At 66.0% G+C, this 20747-nt stretch carries 21 protein-coding genes and 1 pseudogene; 3 read left to right on the forward strand and 19 right to left on the reverse strand.

Features of this window, described 5'->3' with window-relative positions; genetic code table 11:
- Positions 1–4: 4 nt before the first annotated feature.
- The 7 genes from A5782_RS01340 to A5782_RS01370 form a co-directional block, all read right to left on the reverse strand.
- The gene (locus tag A5782_RS01340; RefSeq protein ID WP_067094003.1) at positions 5–1072 is read right to left on the reverse strand and encodes an acyl-CoA dehydrogenase family protein; all 1068 of its coding nucleotides are present in this window, start codon (positions 1070–1072) and stop codon (positions 5–7) included.
- Positions 1069–1554: a cyanase gene (cynS, locus tag A5782_RS01345; protein ID WP_067094250.1), complete on the reverse strand. Its 486-nt coding sequence runs from the start codon at positions 1552–1554 to the stop codon at positions 1069–1071. Before cynS ends, A5782_RS01340 begins: the two co-directional genes overlap by 4 nt.
- Positions 1555–1568: 14 nt before the next feature.
- Positions 1569–2102, reverse strand: coding sequence for an OsmC family protein (locus A5782_RS01350; protein WP_067094006.1), 534 nt, complete (start codon positions 2100–2102; stop codon positions 1569–1571).
- A gap of 163 nt (positions 2103–2265) precedes the next feature.
- Positions 2266–3480, reverse strand: coding sequence for a Dyp-type peroxidase (locus A5782_RS01355; protein ID WP_231986569.1), 1215 nt, complete (start codon positions 3478–3480; stop codon positions 2266–2268).
- A 104-nt stretch (positions 3481–3584) separates the two neighbouring features.
- Positions 3585–4760 (reverse strand): iron uptake system protein EfeO, encoded by a 1176-nt coding sequence (gene efeO, locus A5782_RS01360; RefSeq protein WP_197694074.1) that lies wholly within the window; start codon positions 4758–4760, stop codon positions 3585–3587.
- A gap of 37 nt (positions 4761–4797) precedes the next feature.
- Entirely contained in the window at positions 4798–6408 is a 1611-nt protein-coding gene (gene efeU, locus A5782_RS01365; protein ID WP_067094012.1) for an iron uptake transporter permease EfeU, read from the reverse strand.
- A gap of 91 nt (positions 6409–6499) precedes the next feature.
- Positions 6500–7333: a DUF3097 domain-containing protein gene (locus A5782_RS01370; RefSeq protein ID WP_067094014.1), complete on the reverse strand. Its 834-nt coding sequence runs from the start codon at positions 7331–7333 to the stop codon at positions 6500–6502.
- A gap of 219 nt (positions 7334–7552) precedes the next feature.
- Between A5782_RS01370 and A5782_RS01375 the strand changes: the two genes are divergently transcribed.
- Positions 7553–7840 (forward strand): DUF3349 domain-containing protein, encoded by a 288-nt coding sequence (locus A5782_RS01375; protein WP_067094017.1) that lies wholly within the window; start codon positions 7553–7555, stop codon positions 7838–7840.
- Between the two features lie 24 nt (positions 7841–7864).
- Here A5782_RS01375 and A5782_RS01380 read toward each other — a convergent pair whose 3' ends face one another.
- The 6 genes and pseudogenes from A5782_RS01380 to A5782_RS01405 form a co-directional block, all read right to left on the reverse strand.
- Positions 7865–8830: a patatin-like phospholipase family protein gene (locus A5782_RS01380; protein WP_067094020.1), complete on the reverse strand. Its 966-nt coding sequence runs from the start codon at positions 8828–8830 to the stop codon at positions 7865–7867.
- Positions 8831–8912: 82 nt separating this feature from the next.
- Positions 8913–9983: an ABC transporter ATP-binding protein gene (locus tag A5782_RS01385; protein ID WP_067094022.1), complete on the reverse strand. Its 1071-nt coding sequence runs from the start codon at positions 9981–9983 to the stop codon at positions 8913–8915.
- Positions 9984–9985: 2 nt separating this feature from the next.
- Positions 9986–10780 carry a carbohydrate ABC transporter permease gene (locus A5782_RS01390; protein ID WP_369815573.1) on the reverse strand — a complete coding sequence of 265 codons (795 nt, stop codon included), beginning with the start codon at positions 10778–10780 and terminating at the stop codon, positions 9986–9988.
- Positions 10781–10814: 34 nt separating this feature from the next.
- A pseudogene (locus A5782_RS01395) lies at positions 10815–11761 on the reverse strand (carbohydrate ABC transporter permease).
- An 18-nt stretch (positions 11762–11779) separates the two neighbouring features.
- Positions 11780–13105: a sugar ABC transporter substrate-binding protein gene (locus A5782_RS01400; protein ID WP_067094032.1), complete on the reverse strand. Its 1326-nt coding sequence runs from the start codon at positions 13103–13105 to the stop codon at positions 11780–11782.
- Positions 13095–14090, reverse strand: coding sequence for a sigma-70 family RNA polymerase sigma factor (locus A5782_RS01405; protein WP_067094035.1), 996 nt, complete (start codon positions 14088–14090; stop codon positions 13095–13097). Before A5782_RS01405 ends, A5782_RS01400 begins: the two co-directional genes overlap by 11 nt.
- A gap of 168 nt (positions 14091–14258) precedes the next feature.
- Here A5782_RS01405 and A5782_RS01410 point away from each other — a divergent pair, with 168 nt between their 5' ends.
- Positions 14259–14609 (forward strand): DoxX family protein, encoded by a 351-nt coding sequence (locus A5782_RS01410; protein ID WP_067094256.1) that lies wholly within the window; start codon positions 14259–14261, stop codon positions 14607–14609.
- Positions 14610–14631: 22 nt separating this feature from the next.
- On the opposite strand, the gene A5782_RS01415 is transcribed toward A5782_RS01410, so the two are convergent.
- A complete protein-coding gene (locus A5782_RS01415) occupies positions 14632–15432 on the reverse strand; it encodes a ketosteroid isomerase family protein (protein ID WP_067094037.1) in 801 nt (266 codons plus the stop codon).
- Positions 15432–15992, reverse strand: coding sequence for a pyrazinamidase PncA (gene pncA, locus A5782_RS01420; protein ID WP_082942739.1), 561 nt, complete (start codon positions 15990–15992; stop codon positions 15432–15434). Before pncA ends, A5782_RS01415 begins: the two co-directional genes overlap by 1 nt.
- Before the next feature lie 95 nt (positions 15993–16087).
- On the opposite strand from pncA, the gene A5782_RS01425 reads away from it, so the two are divergent.
- Positions 16088–17155: a DoxX family protein gene (locus A5782_RS01425; RefSeq protein ID WP_067094043.1), complete on the forward strand. Its 1068-nt coding sequence runs from the start codon at positions 16088–16090 to the stop codon at positions 17153–17155.
- A gap of 10 nt (positions 17156–17165) precedes the next feature.
- On the opposite strand, the gene A5782_RS01430 is transcribed toward A5782_RS01425, so the two are convergent.
- The 4 genes from A5782_RS01430 to A5782_RS01445 form a co-directional block, all read right to left on the reverse strand.
- Positions 17166–17744: an AAA family ATPase gene (locus A5782_RS01430; protein WP_067094047.1), complete on the reverse strand. Its 579-nt coding sequence runs from the start codon at positions 17742–17744 to the stop codon at positions 17166–17168.
- A gap of 30 nt (positions 17745–17774) precedes the next feature.
- Positions 17775–18164: a hypothetical protein gene (locus A5782_RS01435; RefSeq protein WP_067094049.1), complete on the reverse strand. Its 390-nt coding sequence runs from the start codon at positions 18162–18164 to the stop codon at positions 17775–17777.
- Positions 18165–18231: 67 nt separating this feature from the next.
- The gene (locus tag A5782_RS01440; protein WP_067094050.1) at positions 18232–18726 is read right to left on the reverse strand and encodes a gluconokinase; all 495 of its coding nucleotides are present in this window, start codon (positions 18724–18726) and stop codon (positions 18232–18234) included.
- A complete protein-coding gene (locus tag A5782_RS01445; RefSeq protein ID WP_067094053.1) occupies positions 18727–20745 on the reverse strand; it encodes a phosphotransferase in 2019 nt (672 codons plus the stop codon).
- Between the last annotated feature and the right edge of the window lie 2 nt (positions 20746–20747).

Below are 20747 nucleotides of genomic sequence, written 5' to 3' on the forward strand. Positions count from 1 at the left end.
GCGCTCACGCGCACCTGGCCAGTTCCCAGCGCAGCTGCCCTTCGGACGGCGACTGGACGGGGATGAACGCCGCCTCCCGATAGCGCCGGCTCGCCGGCGTCCTGCTCGCATACCCTTTCCCGCCGGCGGTCCGGACCTCCAAGTCAGCGCTGGCACTGGACAATTCGGCCGCGGCGAGGCGCAGCGACAGCAGCTCCTTCTTGGTGGGCGGCTCGGCCCCGCCCACGGCCGCGGCCAGGCTTGCCAGTGTGGCCTCGGCAGCAATCAGTTTTTCCCTGATGCGGTCGACGTCGTCGCTGAATACCGCGTTGACACCACCGAGCCCGAGCCGGGCCTGTTCCAGGGCCGTGCGGGTCAGCCCCAGGCACATGGCCGACTGCAGGACAAGGAAAGTCGGGCGCACCGCCTGCAGGAAGCCCTCGAAGTCATGCGACAACACCTGTCCGGCAGGAACGTGAGCGCCGTCCAGGTTCAGGTAGGACGAGGCGGTGCTGCCCATGGCCAGCAGATCGAAATGCTCACCCACGCCTACCCCGGGCGTACCCAGGGGCAGCGCGAGGATCAGTTTCGCACCGGCATCGGTGCGTACCGCGGTCACCATAGTCGAGTCGGGATACAGGTTGCTGGCCCATCTGATCGGGCCGGATACCCGGTAGCCGCCGGCCACGGACGTGGCGGTCAACTCCAAGCTTCCGCAGCCGGCCGCCTCCTTGAACGCCGCGGCCATGCCGGTAACGCCCAGCACTGTTCCGGCAAGCAGCGGCTCGACCGCGGCGCTACTGAAACCGGTTGCGGCCGCGAGCAAGTATTCGACCGCCATGCGATGCGCCCACAGGGAAAACCCGGTACTCATGCATGCCCCGGAGATCAACCGGATCACCTCGGCCATCACCGGCAGCCGGCCGTCGACATTGCCAGGGGCGCCGATGCCGAGCAGGCCTGCCTTCCCCAGCGCGGTGAAGCTGCGACGGGAGTGGTCCTCGCCGCGGTCCAACACCGCGGCATGAGCCCGAATGTCCTCTAACAGTTCGACATCCAACTGGCCGGCCGCAGTATCGGTGGTCGCCGTCATTTCGCTGTCTCCTCGGCCTGTTGGGCAGAGTGCTGCCACGCGTAATCGAGGAACTTGCCGTCGAACGTGACGACCACTCTGTCGCCCTGCGGGTGCGGACGGCGCTGAACGCTCACCTGAAAGTTGATCGCGCTCATGATGCCGTCCCCGAATTCCTCATGGATGAGTTCTTTGATCGCTGGACCGTAGACTGCCAGCGCCTCGTAGAACCGATAGATCGTCGGATCTTTCGCTATGCTCGCATCGGACCCGCGATACGGCATCATTTGCAGAGCGAATACAGCCTCCTCATCGAGGCCGAGAAGCGATGCCACCGCCGCGGCATCGCCAGGCGAAAGCGGATGCTGGCCAAGCAGCGCCGCCACGGTCCACACCAGGTCTTTGCCAATCGATTCGGCGATTTCTGCCCAACTCAATCCTTGCTTGACCCGAGCCGACGTGATGGCATCCACGAGGTCGGCCTTGGTCAATGTACTTGCCACTGCACGGGTCTGAGTCACGATGTTGGGCCGGTGATGAGGGCCGAGTCGACACTTACCGGGTTGCGAAACGTGTTCACCACCGGCGACCAGGCGATGGCGCTGTCGTGGATCTCCTTCAGCGTTGCGTCGTCGGCGTCGCCGGCCAGGCTCACCGTACAGCGGACCGCGCTGAACCCCAGGTGCTTCCCCTCCGGGGTGTCCCCCACGCCCCACACCGCGGAGATGTCGATGTCGCCTTCCATCTCGACCTCGATCTTGGTCAGCGTCACGCCCCGATGGGTCGCGTTGGCCAACAGGCCCACCGACACGCACGAGCCCAACGCGGCCAGCGCGGTCTCCGAGGGATTGGGCGCCGAGTCGTCGCCCAGCAGCGCGGGCGGCTCGCCCACCAGCATCGGCGGCAGGTTCCGGACGTAGGTCATGTTGCGGAATCCCGTCTCACACACCGTCTTGGCTTTGAGCGTCTTCCTGCCTGTCTCGGGGTTGGCCTTGGCGTTACACGACAGCCGGTCGAGGCCTTCGGCGTCGATGACGAGCGCGTCGGTCATGTGAGTTTCTCCGTTTCTCGCTGATTATGCGGGTTCACGGAGTTAGTGCGCGGCGGGCAGCGATGCGTGACGGCGGGTGCGATCAATTTACCGCCCCGACACGAAACATCACACGTATGAAACGTGGCGGCGCTGCCCGCCACTGCCTATCGACGAGATTTGCTCAGCTGAACAGGGTTTGCGCGATGTAGTGGCCTTCAGCAGGCGCGGGCGGCACCGCGAAAATTGCTGACCCGATGTGGCGGATGTACTCGTTGAGTAGGTCGTGGGCGCCCAGGCGGTTCTGCAGACGAATAAAATCTTGGGGATCTTTTTGATACGAGATGAAAAGCAGACCGGCGTTGAGTTGACCGTTGGCGTCCAGACCGTCGGTGTAGTTGTAGGACCGTCGGCGGATCATGATGCCGTCGTTGTTTTCCCGGGCGGCAAGGCCGACGTGGGACATCGGATCGATGAGCGGGTTGCCATCGGCGCCCTTGGCGGCGAAATTCGGTGTGTCGAATTCGTGCTTGCCGCTCAGCGGCGCCCCTTCCTCTTTGGTGCGCCCGAAGATCCTCTGCTGATTGCCGATCCGATCGACATCCCATGTCTCCATCAACATCCGGATCTTGCGGACAACCTGGTAGGTCCCGCCGTTCATCCACGGCTGGTCACTGTTGTTGACCCAGACGAAATTGGAGTATTCGGCCTCGGTGGCGATGTTGCGGGTTCCGTCCTTGAACCCCAAGAGGTTTCGTGGCGTGTGCTGGCCGGGGCCGGCGGAGGCTCGGCCGAACCCCAGCACCGCCCAGAACGGCGAGACGATGTTGCGGCCGAGACGGGCCAAGTTGCGCACCGCGTGGTAGCAGACCTGGGGGTCGTCGGCGCACGCTTGCACGGACAGGTCGCCGCCGTGCAGGCGCGGATCCAGATTGTCGCCGTTGAGGGCCGGCAGGTCGGTGAACACGGCGGGTCGCCGGGCCGCCAGGCCGAACCGATCGCCGAACAGCGACGGACCCAACCCGACGGTGACGGTGAGACTGGCGGGGCTCAGCCCGTAGGCCTCCCCGGTGTCGGCGGGAGGCTGCACCTCGACCTGGGGCTGTACCGTGCCGACCGGCTTCCCCTGCTGCAGGATCGCGGCCGCGGCCGACCAGCGCGCCAACAGGGTCTGCAGCTCGGTACGGCCTGCGCCGCCGGCCAGCGAGAACGACATGAACATGGCGTAACGCTGTGGGGGCGTGTCGATTCCGCCTTGGTGGGGCTGGCCGTAGAAGGGGTAACTGCGGCGCAGATCGACGGTGTCATCGTCGTCGCCGCGTTGTCCCGCCGCCATTGCGTGACCGGCTAACCCGCCACCGACGGCGCCGATGGCGGCACCGCCGAGGCCGGCCAGCATGGCGCCGCCGAGCGCGCGCCGACGCGACACCGTGGTGGAGTCTGCCGGTGCCCCAGCGTTGTTCGGGCCGCCGGCGGTGGGTTCGGTGATGTCGTCGGTCACGATCAGCCGGCCGTAACGACTTTTTGGGCGACGGTGGACAGGCTCTGGTGCAGCGGCTGGATGACCGCGGTCAGCTTCGGCGCGTCGCTGGTCTTCAGCGCCGGGGTATAGGTCTGGTAGCCGCCGAGTGCGGACGGGTCGCGATACCCATCCAGCGTGGCCAGCACGCTTTGGAACTGCTGATCGATCTGGCGAACCAGATTGCCGTCGATCTTCTCCAGCCCCGGCCGCAGCGAGGCGTACGCCTGCTGAGCCCCTTCGACGTTGCCCGAAAAGTCCACCAGGTCAATGTGACTGAAGGCCTCTTCTTCACCGGTGATTTTGGTGTTTTGAACCTCTTCGATCAGGTCGCTGGCGCCGTTGGCCAGGTCCTCGGGCTTGTACTGCAGGGTCGCGACGATGCCGTTCAATTTGCCGATGTTGCCCACCAATTCGGTGCTGAGCGCTTTCGTCCCGGGCGTGATCGCACCGCCCTGCCACAGATCGCGCTCGATGGCATGGAAGCCCTTCCAGCCGACCTTCGTGTCGACCGGCGTCGACTCACGCATGTCGATCAGATAGTCCAGGTTGCCGGCATTGTCGCCGACCGCGAAGCCCGGCAATACGAAGCCCTCCACGGTGGACTCCGAACGCTCCCAGAACAACCGGGCTTTGGCGTAGGCGGTCTTCGCGGCATCGACGTTCCCCGACTGCACGGCGGCATCGAGTGCCTTCACGCCGTCGTTGAGCTGACTGATCTGGCTGACGATGTACGCGGCATAGTCCTTGGTGCCGTGGCTGAGGACGCTGGCCACGGTACCCGTCGGCGTCGCCGGGGACTTACCCGTCACCGTCAGCGTCTGGTATTCGGTGCTTGCGCCCGGACAATAGAGTTGGTAGGCGCCGCCGTCCAGCGAAACCGTGAACGACACTGGGTCCAGGCCGGGTGCGAGGTTCTCTTTTTCCCCGACAATCCGCTGGTCCCTGAGCAATTCGACTTCGCTGATCCCGGGTGCATTCGTGTTGGCGACCGTAAAGGTCACCGGACCCGCGGGCACACTGGTGGCGTCCAACGCGCAACCGTCTTTGCCGCCGTTGTTGGCCATGATGACCTTGACCGCATTGGTACCCCCCGGTTTTGGCTGCTGAACATGGCCCGAGTTGTCACCCGAATGGCTGCACGCCGTCACCGACGACACGGTCGTCGCGACCAGAACCATTGCAGTGAATACGAATTCACGAGACCGGCACGTTGCCAGGGCGATGCGACTCACCATGAACAGATTTCCTCTCATCTGATTGCGTGCGGTTCGCGCGCACCGAGGCTATCGCTGACAGCGCGCAAGCCAATGCAAAACCCGCTATTACCAGTGGAAGCCAGACATTCCAGAGCTGCCGCTCCCCGCGATTGCGGTCGCCCGCGACGATCTGCGCCGCGGTCGAGTGGTCTTCGACACCGGAAGTCGACCAGTCCGTCGCTAGCCCGCCAAGACTGACGGTCTTGGCCCCCGTCAAACCGCCGCCGGTCAAAATCGCCGTGCGGTTGCTCGTCGCTTGCGCACTTACCACGGCATCACCTCGCGCGAGCACGGTATACACGGTGGTCGTTGACCATTGACCCTGAAACGGGCCCGGAGTGCGGCCGGCCGCGAGACCGACCGGTAGCCGGCCCCCCGTCATGCTCAGCAACTGATCCAGCGTGACTTCCGGCGCACCATCGGCCCCGGCAGCCTCGGAAGCCTGCCACACCTGTACCGGCAAGCCGTCCATTGTTTGGTCCTCTGCCGGGACAAGCAGGACGTTGCGGGCGGTCGAGGCGCCGTGGGGGACGACGGTCAGCTCGCGTCCGTGCGGCCCGATGCCCATCGACACCGCAGCGGTGTGGCCCGAGCGATCGGTGACGGTGCGCACCCGCAAACTCGGCGACGGACTAGCGGCGGGCGTGACGATGGCCAGCCCCGCCCCCGCGATGATCAACACCGCCGACGTCGCCGCCAGCAGCCGGCTGCGGGCTCGCGGCGCGGCGGCGAGCCGCGCGGGCCAGAGAAAAACGACCAGTACCGGCCCGGCATACAGCAGCCAGCCCAGCACCTCGATGAGCCGAGGGTCGGTGGGGATGCCGAACACCCCGGTCGTCGCCGCGCCCAGCACCGAATTGCTGGGTATCCATCCGGACAGGTCGAGCACCTGTTGCTGGCCGATGGTCACCCACCCCGCCTCGTGCGCGGTGCGCAGCGCACCCAGCACCAGGCCGGCGGCGATCAGCACCAGAAACACCCCGGTGACCCGGAAGAACCGGCCGAGGTTGATCCGCAGGCCGCCGTAGTAGAGGCCCACGCCGAGCCCGACCGACGTCACGATGCCCGCCGCGCCGCCCAGCACGGCGAACCACCGGTTGCCGTGCGACGTCTCGGCGGCCGCCAGCAGGAAGACCGACGTCTCGAAGCCCTCCTTGAGAACGGCGAGGAACGCCATGGCAGCCAGGGCGAACGCGCCGCCGCGGTTGACCGCCTGACGGGCTTCGCGCTCGAGCTCCCCCTTGAGCTGCGCGGCGTTGCCGTTCATCCAGATGATCATCGACGTCACGAACACCACCGCGATGGCGTTGATGACGGTCTCCATCATCTCTTGCTGGGCCTGCGGCAGGCTCGCGGCGAACAGGTCGAGGCCCACCCCCACGCCGACGCTGAGCAGCACGGCCAGGGCGACACCGGCAAACATCGGGCGGACCGTCTGGCCGTTTCGCTTGAGGAAGGCACCGACGATGCTCACGATGAGCGACGCCTCTAGGCCTTCACGGAGACCGATGAGGAACGTGCCGATAAATACGCCGAATACGCCCTGCATATGCCTTACTTCTATCCCGCCGATCGGGACTGTCGGCTTAGCGTAGCCTAACTATGCAAGGGGCATTCGCCCTGGTCCGCTCGCTGCCGTGTCAGGAGACGGGCGCGGTCACGAAGTCGATGAGCTCTTCGACCCGACTGATCAGTGCCGGCTCCAGATCGTTCCAGTCGCGCACCCGCGAACGGATATGCCGCCAGGCCCTGGCGATGTCCGCCTGATCGCCGTGGGGCAGACCGAGCGCCTGGCATACACCGTGTTTCCACTCCACCTGCCGTGGCACCTTCGGCCACGCGCGCAGGCCCAGCCGCTGCGGCTTCACGGCCTGCCAGATGTCGACGTAGGGATGACCGACGACCAGGGTGTCGGTGCCGCCCGGACCCCGCCGCACCGCATCGGCGATCCGCGCCTCCTTGGAACCCGCGACAAGGTGATCGACAAGCACACCGAGCCGGCGCCCCGGACCCGGCGCGAACTCACCGACGATGTCCACCAGGTCATCGACGCCACCGAGTTGCTCGACGACGACACCTTCGATGCGCAAGTCCTCACCCCAGACTTGCGCGATGAGCTCGGCGTCGTGGCGACCCTCAACGTAGATCCGGCTGGCACGGGCGACGCGGGCGCGGACACCCGACACGGCGACCGAACCGGACGCGGTCCTGCCCGCACCCTTCGGCGCCTGCCGGGGCGGCACGGTGAGGATGACGGGACGCCCCTCGAGCAAATACCCAGGGCCCAAAGGAAATCCACGCACGTGCCCGCGACGATCTTCCAAGTCCACTCGACCGTATTCCACGCGCACCACCGCGCCGACATATCCGGTCTCCACGTCCTCGACCACCAGGCCCAGTTCGGCTGGGTGCTCAGTTGAGCGGGGCTTGCGTCGTCCCGCGGCGAGAACATCGGTTCCATAGCGATCCACCACCCGGCAATACTAGAAAGCCTTGCGGCCAAACGCTGTTACGGCGCGCCACGTTCGGCGAATCGTCACCGATGTCACTGCGGATGCACCAGCGTCACCCGCCGTAAAAATTGCGTTTAACTGTGTGGCGTTACCTAGCTGATGGCATCACCGATGGTACGTTGCCAGCTATGCAAGCACTGCCGCTTATGCGCAACTTGCGGCGGTTAGTGAGGTGGACGGATGGACCTGTCGCATTGGGTGACGAGCATTGTGGCTTTCGTGCGGGCCGGCTACCCCTCCGGCATGCCGGCCACCGAGTATGTGCCGCTGGTGGCGTTGACGCACCCACGGCTCTGCGACGACGACATCACCCCCATCGCAAGGGATCTGATCGCGAGCCGGCTCTGGCCGATCAGTCCCGTTGATATCGGCGTGGCGATCACCCGGATCACCAACCAACTGCCCTCCCCCGACGACGTCTCGCGCGTCCAGCGTCGCATTCATGGGCTCCGCTGCTCACGCGGATAAACACCACCGAACGATTCACCGCCGTTACGGAGCCTTACGCACCGGGGCGCCGCAGGTCGCCAGATAGTCCGCATAGTTCCAGGTCTGCAGAAACTGTTGCCCCGCTTGCAATCCTCCTTGGTAAAGGGCTTCACGTTGCTGGGTGGTGATGTCGAAGTCGATCGGGCTGACCTCGTCGGCGGGCACAAAGATGGTGCGCCGGACGGTGCACGGGTCGTCGATGTAGGCGTTGTCCTGATTGCTCACCAATGTCTCTATCGCCGCGATCCCCAACGACACCGGCCCATGCACGGGATGGGTAGGCGGGATGCCGGGACGCGCGGACAACCGGATACCGAACGTGGGCCATCGCGGTTGCGCGTCGGGCCGGTCGAACAACTCGACCGGGAAGTCCGACAACAATCCGCCGTCCACCCACGTCGCGCCGCCGACCCGGACGGGCTCGAACACATACGGAATGGCCGACGACGCGTGCACCGCGCGAGCCACCGGGAAGTCGTCGGGGTCGATGCCATAGGAGCGCAGATCCCACGGGATTCGGACCAGCCGGCGCCGGGACAGGTCGCTGGCCGTCACGACGAGCGACCACGCGAACTGCTCGGGCTCTTCGCCCGTGCGCAAATCGCCGAAAGTCCGCACGCCGAGATCGCCGAGCAGACCGGCGAGCAACTGCTCGACATAAGCCCCGCGATAGACACCGTCTGACGTCAACAATGACAGTGCACCACCGATCAGCGGCAATCGCCCGATCAGATTGCGGTCAAGGAACTTCCGGTAGTCGATGGTGCGCATCACATCAGCCAACCGGCTCAGCGGCTCATCGGCCACCTGCAGGGCCGCGACCAGCGAGGCGACGATCGCACCCGCACTGCTTCCCGCGACGCGCGGAAATCGGTAGCCGGCCTGGGCGAGCGCATCGACGGCGCCCACCAGTCCGATACCCCGGACGCCACCGCCTTCACACACCAAGTCGGCACGGTCTGTACTCACCGCAAGTCCCCCTGTCCGGATCGAGCCGGGCGCGCCTCCACGACGCGCCGAAAACCATACTCACCCCATGTCGGGAGGACGATCAACAAACCCGGCGGCCATCCACACCGAAGAAATGCAGGTGCCCGGGTTCTGGGTGCAGGCGTACCCTGCTCCCCTTCTGCGGTGGATTGCGCCCGTCGGCCCGCGCGACGATGGGCGCATCGATCACCTTGCCGGAGCCGGTGATTCGCCCATACAGGTAGGCGTCCGCGCCCAATTCCTCAACCACGTCGACCTCCATCTCGACACCGAGGCCGCCCAGCTCGAAATGTTCGGGACGGACCCCGACCACGACCTCACCCGCGGCGCTGGCGATCTCCCGGGGCAGGGCTATCGGCCAATCACCGAGCGACACAGCGGAATCCACGATGGGAAGGGTGAACAGGTTCATCGCCGGCGATCCGATAAAACCCGCCACGAAGACGTTGTCCGGGTTTCGATAGAGCTCGCGAGGCGGTGCGAACTGCTGCAGCACCCCGTCGCGCAGGACGGCGACGCGGTCACCCATGGTCATGGCCTCGACCTGGTCGTGGGTGACGTAGACGGTGGTGGTGCCCAACCGCCGTTGCAATGCGGCGATCTGGTTACGCGTCTGCACCCGCAGTTTGGCGTCGAGGTTGGACAACGGTTCGTCCATCAGGAACACGTGCGGCCGACGCACGATCGCGCGCCCCATCGCGACTCGCTGGCGTTGTCCGCCGGACAGGTCTTTCGGCTTACGGTCGAGATAGGGCTGCAGGTCGAGCAATTTCGCCGCGTCCAACACCCGCTCACGGATCTGGGCCTTCGGGGTCTTGGCAATCTTCAAGGCGAAGCCCATGTTCTGGGCCACCGTCATGTGCGGGTACAGCGCATAGTTTTGAAAGACCATCGCGACGTCGCGATCCTTGGGATCGACGTTAGTGACGTCACGGTCGCCGATCCGGATGTGTCCGGAGTCCACGGCTTCCAGCCCCGCCACCATGCGCAGCGATGTCGTCTTGCCGCACCCGGACGGTCCCACCAGAACGACGAATTCCCCGTCGCCGACAACGAGGTCCATGTTGTCCAGGGCGGGGCGATCCGCTCCCGGGTAGCGTCGCGTCGCCTGCTCGAAAGTCACCGAAGCCATGGTTAACCGCCCATCCCGGTGACGGCGATACCGCGGACGAACGAGCGTTGCGCGATCGCGTAGATGATGACCAGGGGCAGCATGATAAGCATCGAGGTTGCCATCAGAACCGGCCAGCGGGCAACATATTCGCCCTTCATCCGGACCAGGCCCAGGGTCAGGGTGGCCAGGCTGTTGCGCTGAATCATCAGCAGCGGCCACAGGAAATCGTTCCAGACGTTGACCCAGGTGAGCACGGCGAGCACCATCACCGCCGGTCTTGCATGGGGCAGCAGGATTCGCCAATAGACCTGCCACGGTGAACAACCGTCGAGTATCGCGGCCTCCTCGAGATCGGTGGGCAGGGTGCGGAAGAATTGCCGCATCAGGTACGTGCCGAAAGCGCTGCCGAAGAAACCCGGCACGATCATCGCCCACGGAGTGTCGACCCAGCCGAGGGTCCGCATGACCAGGAATTGCGGGATGACCGTCACCGTCAGGGGCACCATCAACGTGCCGAGGTATACGACGAACAACGTGTCGCGGCCACGGAAATCCAGTCGCGCAAAGGCATATCCGGCCAGTGAGCAAAAGAAGACATGCCCCGCGGTGACGCACCCCGCGTACAGCACGGTGTTGAGAAACATTCGCCCGAACGGCATCAGCGCGAACACCTCGGTGTAGTTGGACCACCGCGGGTGGGCCGGCAGCAGCGTGGGCTCACTGACCTCGCCTTCCGTTTTCAGCGAACCCGACACCGCCCACGCGACCGGGAACAGCGCGCACCAGGCGACGGCAAGCAGCGCGCCATAGACCATGCCGCCGCGTACGACGGTGTGCTTGATGACGCCCTCACTTGAGCCCACGCGAATTCTCCAAAGATCGTCGATGGCTGACTCGCAACTGCACCACGGTCAGCACCAGTAAGACGGCAAACATCACCCACGCCAGCGCGGAGGCATACCCGAATTCGAGGAACGAGAACGCATGCTGGAACAGCATGATCCCCAAGACGTAGGTCGCCGACTCCGGCCCACCGCTGGGGCCGGTGAGGACATAGACCATGTCAAACGCCTGGAACGCGTGAATCACCGAGATGATGACCACGAAGGATATCGACCCCCGTATCAACGGAACGGTGATGGAGACGAATTGTCTTATCTCGCTGGCACCGTCGATCTTGGCCGCCTCGTAGACCGTTCCCGGAACGCCTTGCATCGCGGCCAGCAGGACGACGGTGGCGAAGGGCACGCTGCGCCAGATGCTGACGATGCACAGTGAGACCATGGCCCATCGGGGCTCGACCAACCACGGGACCGGCCCGAGCCCGAACCAGCCGAGCATGATGTTGAGCAAGCCGTTGTCGGTGTTGAAGACGAACTGCCACACCACCGCCATCACGACCGATGAGATCGCCAATGGCAGAAAAACGATCGTTCGGAAGATGCCGATGCCCCTGACCTTCTGGTTGAGCACGCCGGCGACGGCCAGGCTGATGAGGACCGTTGGCACAACCGTTCCGAGCGTGAAGATCACCGTGTTGCGGATCGCGATCAGGAAGAGCGGATCAGAGGTAAACAGCTCCCCGAAGTTCTTCAGGCCCACGAATTTTGGCGGTGTGAACACATCCCACCGCTGCAGGCTCATGTACAGCGAGAAGCCCAGCGGAAAGAGCATGAACACGGCGACCGCCACCATGTTGGGTGCGACGAACAACCGACCCGCCCATGCGTGTCGGCGCCACGGGCTCGGGTTCTTCGGGGTCGTCCGCGTCGTCCTCCCCGGGGGGGCGGCCGCACCGGTCACCTCCATTGAGCTCACGGGCTGCGCAGCACTTCATCGACGGAACGGGACAATCCGTTCAACGACGTCGCGGGCTCGCGGCCCCGCAGGACGGGACCAAAGTTGCGGTCCATCAAGGCATTGACCTTCTCCCACGCCGGCGTGATGGGCAAGCCCTGTGAAAAGGCGGGCCCGTCGGTGAGCACACTGAGATTGCCGAGCCGTCGATGAGCCTTGGCGAATCCGTCCGATCGCAGCGCCGACCGCAGCACGGGAACGAACAGACAGGATTCACCGATCAACGCTTGCCCGATTGGACCGGTCGCGAACTTCACGAACTCCCATGCCTGCTCCTTGCGCGGGCTGCTCGCCGAAATGGCCAGTCCCGTGGCGCCGATGTCGGAACACGCGGCATGTCCCTTTCCCAGCGCCGGACCAATCGGCAACGGAGCGACATCGAAATCCAGGTCGTCGGCGCGGATGTAAGTCTGGTAACGCCAGTGCCCGCCGAGCGCGATCGCCGCCCGTCCCACCGCAAACAGGTTAGGCGTCGACATCGACTGTGTCTCTGATGCATTGGGCGCGACCCGGTATTCGTTGGCCAGATCGGCGTAGAACTGCACCGCTTCCTGGAACGCCGCCTTGTCGAAGTTGAAGTGGTTCGGATTCAGCCGCGGGTCGGACCACGCAACGCCGTTGTTCATCGCGAACAGCCCGGCCGAGTAGTAGGAGCCCCAGGTGTTGACGAAGCCGTACTGTGCGGCCCGCCCGGATGCGTCACGTTTGGTCAGAGCGCGCGCCGCGTCCAGGAATTCGGTGAAATCCCATGGCTGTTCCCACCTCGGGGGCGGCGCCGGCACCCCAGCTTCGGCGAACAGCCGCTTGTTGTAGAACATGTAGTTGCCCGACCACTGCTCGGGAAGTGCGTACTGCTTTTCGTTGAACGTGAAGGTTTCGTACAGCGCCGGGATACTCTCGGCCTTGAGCTGGTCGGCAAAGGACTTGTCGCGTGCCAGCAGCGTGTTCATGTCCAGCAGCACACCGCGGTCGGCGAGTTCGGCGTAGGACAGTTCCCATGTCATCAGCACGTCGGGACATTTGCCGCCAACACAAAACGTCGAAAGTTGTTGCATGACGCCCGGACCGGACTGCACCGGCCGAACCTTGATATCGGGGTGACGGCGCATAAACTCGTCGACGATGCGCATCCTCGCGTCACGCTCGTCCGGGTTGGCCGCGAAGAAGAAGGTGAGCGCGTCGTCCTCGGGAGCACACCCGGCCGACCACGGTGCCAGCGCTGCCGCAGAAAGCGCGCCGGCGCCCCGCAGCAGGCTTCGCCGTCCGAACGGCTTATCGAGCATGGCTCTCCCGGTCTTGTCCCGTCGCCGGCTCCCCGGCCGACTGTGTCTGACGTCCTTGGTACCCGATGAGGTTGTGATGTTCCTGGATCGGCCACCGCGGCAGCGTCAGCGCCGCCCGGCGGATTCGCTCGGCACTGCCGGTGATGTCGATCGTATGGATGCGATCGTCGGCGCCGATGCCGATCACCAGCAGGACCTGAGTGCGCCCGCGGGCCGCGATCACGATGCCCGGTGCCCCGTCGATGAGCATGACAGCACCGGAGCGCGCCCGCGCAGCAAAGCGACGAGTCTCCTCGGCGACCGTTTTAGCGCCGTGCAACGTGGCCGGCACGTCCGCGGGTACGAGGGCCGGATCGACCGTGCGCACCACCCCGGGAGCCAGCAACTCGAGCAGGCCGGCGATATCACCGCCGCGCGAAGCCGTCAGAAATGCCTCCACCACCTTCAGGTGGTCGGCCGTGCGACGGGGCTGGGCGGCCGGACCGGCGTGCAGTCGCCCGCGGGCCCTACTCGCCAACTTCTTCGCGGCATCCGGTGACCGATTCATCACTGCGGCGATCTGCTCGAACGGCATGGCGAAGACATCGTGCAGCACGAACGCAAGACGTTGCGCCGGGGAGAGCCGGTCGAGCACGACGAGCAGCGCGCTGCTCACCGACTCCGCCAGCAGCGCGTCCTCGTCGGCCGGCGCCGAGGCCGTCCGTGCCAGCCGGTCCAGCTCGTCTGTCTCGGCGAGCGGTTGTTCGGCGCGGCGCTTGCGTGCCCGAAGCTGGTCGAACGCCTCACGCGCGGTGATCGTCGTGAACCAGCCGGAGAGGTTGTCGACAGCATCGAAGCCGGCCCGACTGGCCTTCAGCCATGCCGACTGCACCGCGTCGTCAGCGTCGGCCACCGAGCCCAGCAGCTGGAACGCGACCGACCTCAGGTGTCGTCGATCGGCGTCAAAACGCCGCGCCAGATCCGCCAAATCGCCTGTTGCGCTCATGGGTCACCTTTCCCGCACGGAAGTCGTCAAGAAGATGACCGCGTCGAACGGACTTCCAGTGGCGAAGGAGACAAGCACCATGACCTTACCGATTGTGCGCCGCGGCGCACACCGCACGCATTCGACTCGCCGCGGCGGAAATTGCTGCGCGACAAGGGATTGATCCGGATGAACACTGCACTTGTCGTGATCACGCTGATGACCGCCGCCATCACCGCCGCAATGGCCGTAGCCGACTTCGTTCCGGCGCGATTCGTGCTGGCCAACTCTGCCCAGGTCGGGGTGCCACGGTCGTGGTTACCTGCACTGGGCGCGGTGAAGCTGGCCGGCGCCGCCGGGATAGTTATCGGCCTGCTGGGCCTGCGGGAACTGGGAATCGCCGCCGCCGCGGGCCTGGTTCTGTTCTTCGTCGGTGCGGTGGTGACACACCTGAGGGCACACGTCCTGTACAACATCGCGTTTCCCGGCGCGTACTTGTGCCTATCGGCGGCATCGCTGGCGCTGATGGTTGTCCGGTGAGACCGGCCTGAACGGCGGTTGATCAGGCGGGAAAGCACCTGATCCGGTTGATCGCGTTGGCGCCCCAGGCCAGATCGGCGAACACAATGGCGCGCCCGTGACCCGAATTGAGTGAGACCGCGACGGTGGGGCCCGCGCTGTTCACCTTGGTTGCGCCGGCCCCCTCCAGTTGCTCCACCAGCTCGGCCAGATCGAGCGGGTCGCGATCACCCAAAGTTATTGCCGCACCTGATGCCAGCATCCGTGCAGCAGAGGAACTGTCTTTCCGGGCGACGGCGTCGAGGAACGTCGTCACCAGCCGTTGGTGGCGGGCTCCCACCCGCCGAAAACCGGCCACGAAGCCTGCCGTCCCACGCCAGCCCTGGTTGCTCAACAGGCCCTTGGACAGGTTCAGCGCGGGCCCCACCGCGCCCGAGCCGGTGCGCAGAAACTGCAGCATCATGGCCGGAAGCTCCCAGTAGGCCCGCAGTTCGCCAATCTTCCACTCGCCGTTGGTTTCTCGAAGGTCGTAGCGCAGGAATGCGGGAATGTACATCGTCACGGCCGAGCCCATCGTCACCTCGAGCTCGAGGTCACGCAGAACCGCCGTGCCGACGACGATGTCGAGATCGCGATGGAACTTGATGTCACGTGGACCGATGAATGTGTCGTAAAAGCGCCCGATTTGCTCATGCCCCACGTGCGGTCGCGAGCCGACCGGGTCCTGGACCCGGCCGTCATCGGTGAACAGCCCCACCCACCCGGCGCGATCGTGCGCGGCGGCCGCCCGCGGCGAGCGTTCCGCGACGGCGAGTAGATGTTGCCGATCCAGTGGAACCACCATTACCGTCCCCCAACCAACTCGATGCCGGCGGACCGCATCTCCGCCAGTGCTTCGGCGGCCGAATCCTCGGCCGCGGCTGCCGTCAGGTCCACCAGCACCCTGGTGGTCAGGCCCGCCTCCGCCGCGTCCTCAGCGGTCCGCCGGACGCAAAAGTCGGTGGCGATGCCGACCACGTCGACCTCGTCCACCCCGCGCTGCCGCAACCATTGCAGTAGCGTCGTCCCCTGCTCGTCGACGCCCTCGAAACCGCTGTATGCAGCGGCGTGGGCGCCTTTGCGGAAGATCGCGTCGATTTGCCGGGTGTCCAGGTCGGGGCGAAGACTCGCGCCCGCGGTTCCCGCGATGCAGTGCACCGGCCAGGAGGTTGAATAATCCGGCCGGTCGGAGAAATGATCGCCAGGATCGATGTGGAAATCCTGCGTCGCCACGACGTACCGGTAGCCCGGGTCACCGGACAGATAGGCGTTGATCGCGGGCGCCACGGCGGCGCCGTGGGCGGTCGGCACCGAGCCGCCCTCACAGAAATCGTTTTGCACGTCGACGATGATCAACGCTCGCACGCGTTCCACCCTATCGGTGTGCACCTCTATGCGGCCCTAGCTGGGGTTATCGGCGTCGCGGTTTGCTCGACAAGCAGCCGGGTAATACACGGGCCATGGTGCTCAGGAGAATCGCGCGACCCCTCTTATCAGTGGCATTCATCGGGCAAGGAGTCAATTCACTGCTCAATCCCAAATCCGCGGCGGAGGCCGCGGCGCCGGCCGTGGACGGCCTGCAGGCGTTGCCGGATTCGGTGAGTAGCAGCATTCCCAGCGACCCCGAGACGGTCGCGCAGATCACCGCGGCCGTTCAAATCGGCGGCGGCCTGCTGCTTGCCACCGGCAAACTCCCCCGGATCGCGTCGGCCGCTCTCGCGGTGACGGTGTTGCCCGCCAACCTTGGGACGCACTCGTTCTGGAACGAAAGCGACCCGGTGGCCAAAGCCCAGAAACGCCAGCAATTTCTCACCGACCTCAGCCTGTTGGGCGGACTGTTGATCGCCTCTGCCGACACCGCCGGTAAGCCCTCACTCGGGTGGCGTGGCCGCCGAGCGGCGGAACGGCTCTCGGAGCGGGTGTCGTCGGCGTGGCCCGGTTCCGACGATTCGGCCTTCGATGCCGATTTCTCCGAGCTGGGCGATCGGATCGCGCACGGCTTGCAGATCGGCGCGGAACGGGGTCGCGAACTGGCCAGCACCGCAGCCGAACGCGGCGCACCCTACGCCGAAGCCGCACTCGAACGCGGCCGCGAATTGGCCAGCACCGCTGCCGAGCGCGGCGCACCCTACGCCGAAGCCGCACTCGAACGCGGCCGCGAATTGGCCAGCACCGCTGCCGAGCGCGGTAAGCCGCTGGCGAAGAAGGCCCGCAAGCGCGGGGAAGAATGGGCCGACGAGGCCGCTGACCGCGCCGCATACCTGGCCGAGAAGGCACGTAAGCGCAGCGAGGAACTTGCCGACGAGGCCGCCGACCGGGCCGCGCCGCTGGCCAAGAAGGCGCGCAAGCGCAGCGAAAAGCTGGCCAAGAAGGCGCGCAAGCGCAGCGAGAAGCTGGCCACCACGGCTCGTGCGCGCGGGGAGGAATTCGCCGAAACCGCGCGTCAGCGCGGCAGCGACCTGGCCGACACCGCGCGCGAGCGAGTCGGCGGTCAGGTCGAGACCGGTCGCCGCAAGCTCCCCTGGTAATCGCAGTCAGCTAGTCCGGCCAGCCCAACCGCAGGGGCTCTGGCGCCCATGCGGGCCAGTCGGGTGCGCCAACCGTCAGTCCGCCACTGAGTCGCGCGACGATGCGCGGGCCGCGCAGCCGGCTGTTGTCGTACACCGTCGCGAGGTCACACAAGCCGATAGCCTCGGCGACGGGGGTCCACAGACGGCGATGGCGTTGACGGATCTTGGCTTCCGGTACGTCATGACCGCCGGCTTGCACGCGGTGTCGAACACGTTCAACCGCAAGGTCTTCCGGGATGAGCAGCACGTGCAGGACAACGGTGAAGCCCGCGCGGCGGGCGGTGTGGATGAGGTCCAGCTTCGAGGGATGGGAAAACACCGTCTCCGCAATGAAGGATCGACCCAGGTCGATCAGCTTTGCGCGGGTGTCGGCGGCGATGCGCGCTGCGTCGTAGGAGCGCGATGCCGGATCCTCCGGCCAGCGCTGCCGTGCGATTTCGTCGGCATTGACCACGAGGCTTCCCGGCAACAGCGGCGCCAAGGTCAACGCGATGAATGTCGACTTTCCGGCACCATTCGGCCCGACCACCAAGTCAAGTCGATCCATCGGGCCGCCGAACCGCCGGCGAACGCCGGGTCAGCGCCTGCCCGCGAGCACCACCGCGGCCCCGTCGGGGCGGTGCTCGACAATCTCGCCGTCGTCGTTGAGGGCTACCGTGGTGACCCCTTGCGCGGCCAGCGTCGCCCCGTAGTTGGTGCGCGCCAGGCTTTCCTCGATGGCCGCGGAGATCTCGGCGTTGAACACCACGCCCTCCTCGACCGTGAGTTCGCTGGTCGCCAGCCGGCCGGCGAGCGCGGCTTCCACCCGCCGTCGCGAGGCGGTGTGCTGGCTGGATACCGCGCGTCCGACCCGCGCCCAGTGGTCGAGTTGCTGCTTGGCCGAGCGGCTCTGCCGGGCGCCCTCAGCCGCCGCGCTGTCCATCAGGTCGGACGCAACCCGCGTGACACGATCGAGGGCCTCGGCCATGACTTCCTCCAATGCAGCACTCCGTTACAATCTGTAGCACAATGCTACACGACTGTGTCAGCCTCCGCTATCCGCGAGCCTTCACGACGGTGTCCACAATCGCGTGCACGTCGGGGCCGACGTCGACGGTCATGCCGGCCTCGTCGGCACCGAGGGGTTCCAAAGTGTCCAGTTGCGAACGTAGCAATGCGGCCGGCATGAAGTGGTCGGTCCGCCCCGCCAGCCGGCCGCCGATCAATTCGGCCGAACCCGATAGGTGCAGGAACTCCACGCCCGGGCAGTGCGCGCGAAGCTGGTCGCGGTACGTCCTTTTCAGCGCCGAACAACTCACCACGGCGCCATCGCGATGGGCGGCCAACCACTCGCCGACCCTTTCCAACCACGGATGACGGTCGTCGTCGTCGAGCGGTTCACCGGCCGCCATCTTGGCGATGTTGGCGACCGGGTGCAGGGTGTCGGCGTCAACGAACGGGACCCGCAAGCGCTGTGCGAGGGCCGCTCCCACTGTCGACTTGCCGGATCCCGAGACACCCATCACCACGACGGGGGCCGGTCCGCTCACCTAAGTTTGTTCGCCGAGGTTGCGGTTCCATTCCAGCCAACCCACACCACTGCGTCCGTCGGCTGTGCTGATTGCGGCCCAGATGCGCGGAAACTGGCTGACCCGCCCGTCCGTCGCGACGAGCCGGACCGGCGCCTGGCCGCGTACGTCCACGTTCGCGGTGATCTGCCCCGGGTCGAGCACTAGTGTCGCATCGCGCGGTAACCCGTTCTCGGCGAAGGACTCCCGTGAGTCAAGGGTCTGCAGCTCGTTGACCTTGCCGTCGGCGCCCTGTACATAGCCGATGCTGAAGGCGGGTGCCCCGGGGATGCGGATGTTCACGCCGTGCAGATGGGTGCCGTCATCCAGGTGCAGGGCGCTCCACATCCAATCCATGCCCCACCAATCGCGCACACCCCACGAGTGATCACGCTGGCCGGGAACAGAATCCAGACGGTAACTGGTGCCACCGATGGTGACGGTGCCCGAGACGGTGCACGGTATTTCATACCGCGTCGTCAACCCGTACTTGTACGGGGTGCCGTCGGTGGACCACACCAAGTTCATGGACATCTCGACCGGGGTCCCGGGCTCGCCGCGCAGCAACGCCGACGGGTCGGAGTAAGCCTGGGCCCGCCCCCGCACGTCGACGCGGTAGCTCCGCAGGGGCGTGTCGGCGGAATGCTCGAGCTTGAAGTCATCGGTGCGCAGGGACCACGGGTCCGGCGGCAGCGGTACTTGCGCGTCGACGGCGAGAGTCGGCATGTCGGGGCCGCACAACAGTGCGTGCACCCACGCGGTCTGCTCGTTGGCTACCAGGCCGAGCCGGAACCAGCCGCCCAATCCCTGTGCGGCGTCAGCGAAGTCGGCGTACCAACTCTCACTCCACAGCGGTTCGGCCGTGGGGTCGTGGGCGAGCTCGTCCTCGGCCGACGGCTGCAACGGCTCGGGTGCCGCCGCGACGGGCAGCGTCGACAGCGCGTCGGTGTCGAGGACATGGTCGCAGTGCCGTCGCAGCATCGTCATGAACATCTGGTCCCCGCGGTCGGTCCGCTCGACCAGCATCGACGAGACGATCGCCATCATCACGCCGAAGAAGCTCTGCCGGCGTACGCCCTCGGCGACATCGGCCAAAGTGAGTGGCGTCGCAGACCCCAGCGCCTCATGGTAGGCCCGCAGCAGCGCGTCGTAGTGCTGCCGGCGGTCCTCGGTGGGCAACGCGCAACCGAGGAAGTAGGCCAGGTCGGTCAGCGCCGGGCCCCACGACACGGTCTGCCAATCAACCACCGTCAGCGCGCGATCGGCGCCGTCGGTACCGAACAACATGTTGTCCAAGCGATAGTCGCCATGCACCAGACCTTGTAGACCGCGCCGCTCGGACGCCTCTGCTTCTTGGGCCAGGTACCCGTCGAATGCGGCCACCAGGCGTTCGCACACCACGCGATGCTCCGGTGCAATCTGGTCGCCGTAACGCTCAACGAAACCCGCGTACAGCGGGGTGATCATGGCCTGGCTCAGCGGAGCCTCCCGGTTGAGCCACGGCGCTTCGGCCAGCGACACGTCGCCGAGCAGCGGTCCGTGCAGGCGTCCCAGCTCGACGGCACCGAGGCGGGCCTGTTCGATTGTGGCGCCGGCGATTTCATCGCCGACGACGGCCGGCCCCGCATCGCCCAGCAGCAGATCGAACACGCCCGTCGAGGTGTCGACCGCCGCGTGATAGCAGGGCGCGATGGGCCCGCCCAGGCGCGGCGCGACGTCACCGTAGAAGCGCACCTCCCGCTCGTAGAGTCCCAGCGCCAGCCCGGTCTGCCGGCTCACCGGATCGGTGGCCGCGACCTTCAGCACCACCGACTCAGGCCCATTCGCAGGTCCCGCGGCATCGGCATAGCTGAGCCGGACGCGGTAACACTCGCTCATCTGGCCGGTACCGATGCGCTCCACCGAGAAGTCCTCGATGGGTCCGGCGCCGATCACCGCGGCCAACCAGGCGGCGGTGAGGTCACTGGGTCGTTCGATGACTTGCTCGGTCTCTGCATGCATGA

Source organism: Mycobacterium sp. 852002-40037_SCH5390672 (genome assembly GCF_001665875.1).
Classification (GTDB): Bacteria; Actinomycetota; Actinomycetes; order Mycobacteriales; family Mycobacteriaceae; genus Mycobacterium.

Coding starts and splice junctions, on each gene's coding strand:
- A5782_RS01340 (WP_067094003.1), bottom strand. CDS start 1,072: ATGACGGCGACCACCGATACTGCGGCCGGCCAGTTGGATGTCGAACTG.
- A5782_RS01350 (WP_067094006.1), bottom strand. CDS start 2,102: ATGACCGACGCGCTCGTCATCGACGCCGAAGGCCTCGACCGGCTGTCG.
- A5782_RS01355 (WP_231986569.1), bottom strand. CDS start 3,480: ATGCTGGCCGGCCTCGGCGGTGCCGCCATCGGCGCCGTCGGTGGCGGG.
- efeU (WP_067094012.1), bottom strand. CDS start 6,408: ATGCAGGGCGTATTCGGCGTATTTATCGGCACGTTCCTCATCGGTCTC.
- A5782_RS01375 (WP_067094017.1), top strand. CDS start 7,553: ATGGACCTGTCGCATTGGGTGACGAGCATTGTGGCTTTCGTGCGGGCC.
- A5782_RS01385 (WP_067094022.1), bottom strand. CDS start 9,983: ATGGCTTCGGTGACTTTCGAGCAGGCGACGCGACGCTACCCGGGAGCG.
- A5782_RS01390 (WP_369815573.1), bottom strand. CDS start 10,780: ATGGTCTATGGCGCGCTGCTTGCCGTCGCCTGGTGCGCGCTGTTCCCG.
- A5782_RS01400 (WP_067094032.1), bottom strand. CDS start 13,105: ATGCTCGATAAGCCGTTCGGACGGCGAAGCCTGCTGCGGGGCGCCGGC.
- A5782_RS01405 (WP_067094035.1), bottom strand. CDS start 14,090: ATGAGCGCAACAGGCGATTTGGCGGATCTGGCGCGGCGTTTTGACGCC.
- A5782_RS01410 (WP_067094256.1), top strand. CDS start 14,259: ATGAACACTGCACTTGTCGTGATCACGCTGATGACCGCCGCCATCACC.
- A5782_RS01415 (WP_067094037.1), bottom strand. CDS start 15,432: ATGGTGGTTCCACTGGATCGGCAACATCTACTCGCCGTCGCGGAACGC.
- A5782_RS01425 (WP_067094043.1), top strand. CDS start 16,088: ATGGTGCTCAGGAGAATCGCGCGACCCCTCTTATCAGTGGCATTCATC.
- A5782_RS01430 (WP_067094047.1), bottom strand. CDS start 17,744: ATGGATCGACTTGACTTGGTGGTCGGGCCGAATGGTGCCGGAAAGTCG.
- A5782_RS01435 (WP_067094049.1), bottom strand. CDS start 18,164: ATGGCCGAGGCCCTCGATCGTGTCACGCGGGTTGCGTCCGACCTGATG.
- A5782_RS01445 (WP_067094053.1), bottom strand. CDS start 20,745: ATGCATGCAGAGACCGAGCAAGTCATCGAACGACCCAGTGACCTCACC.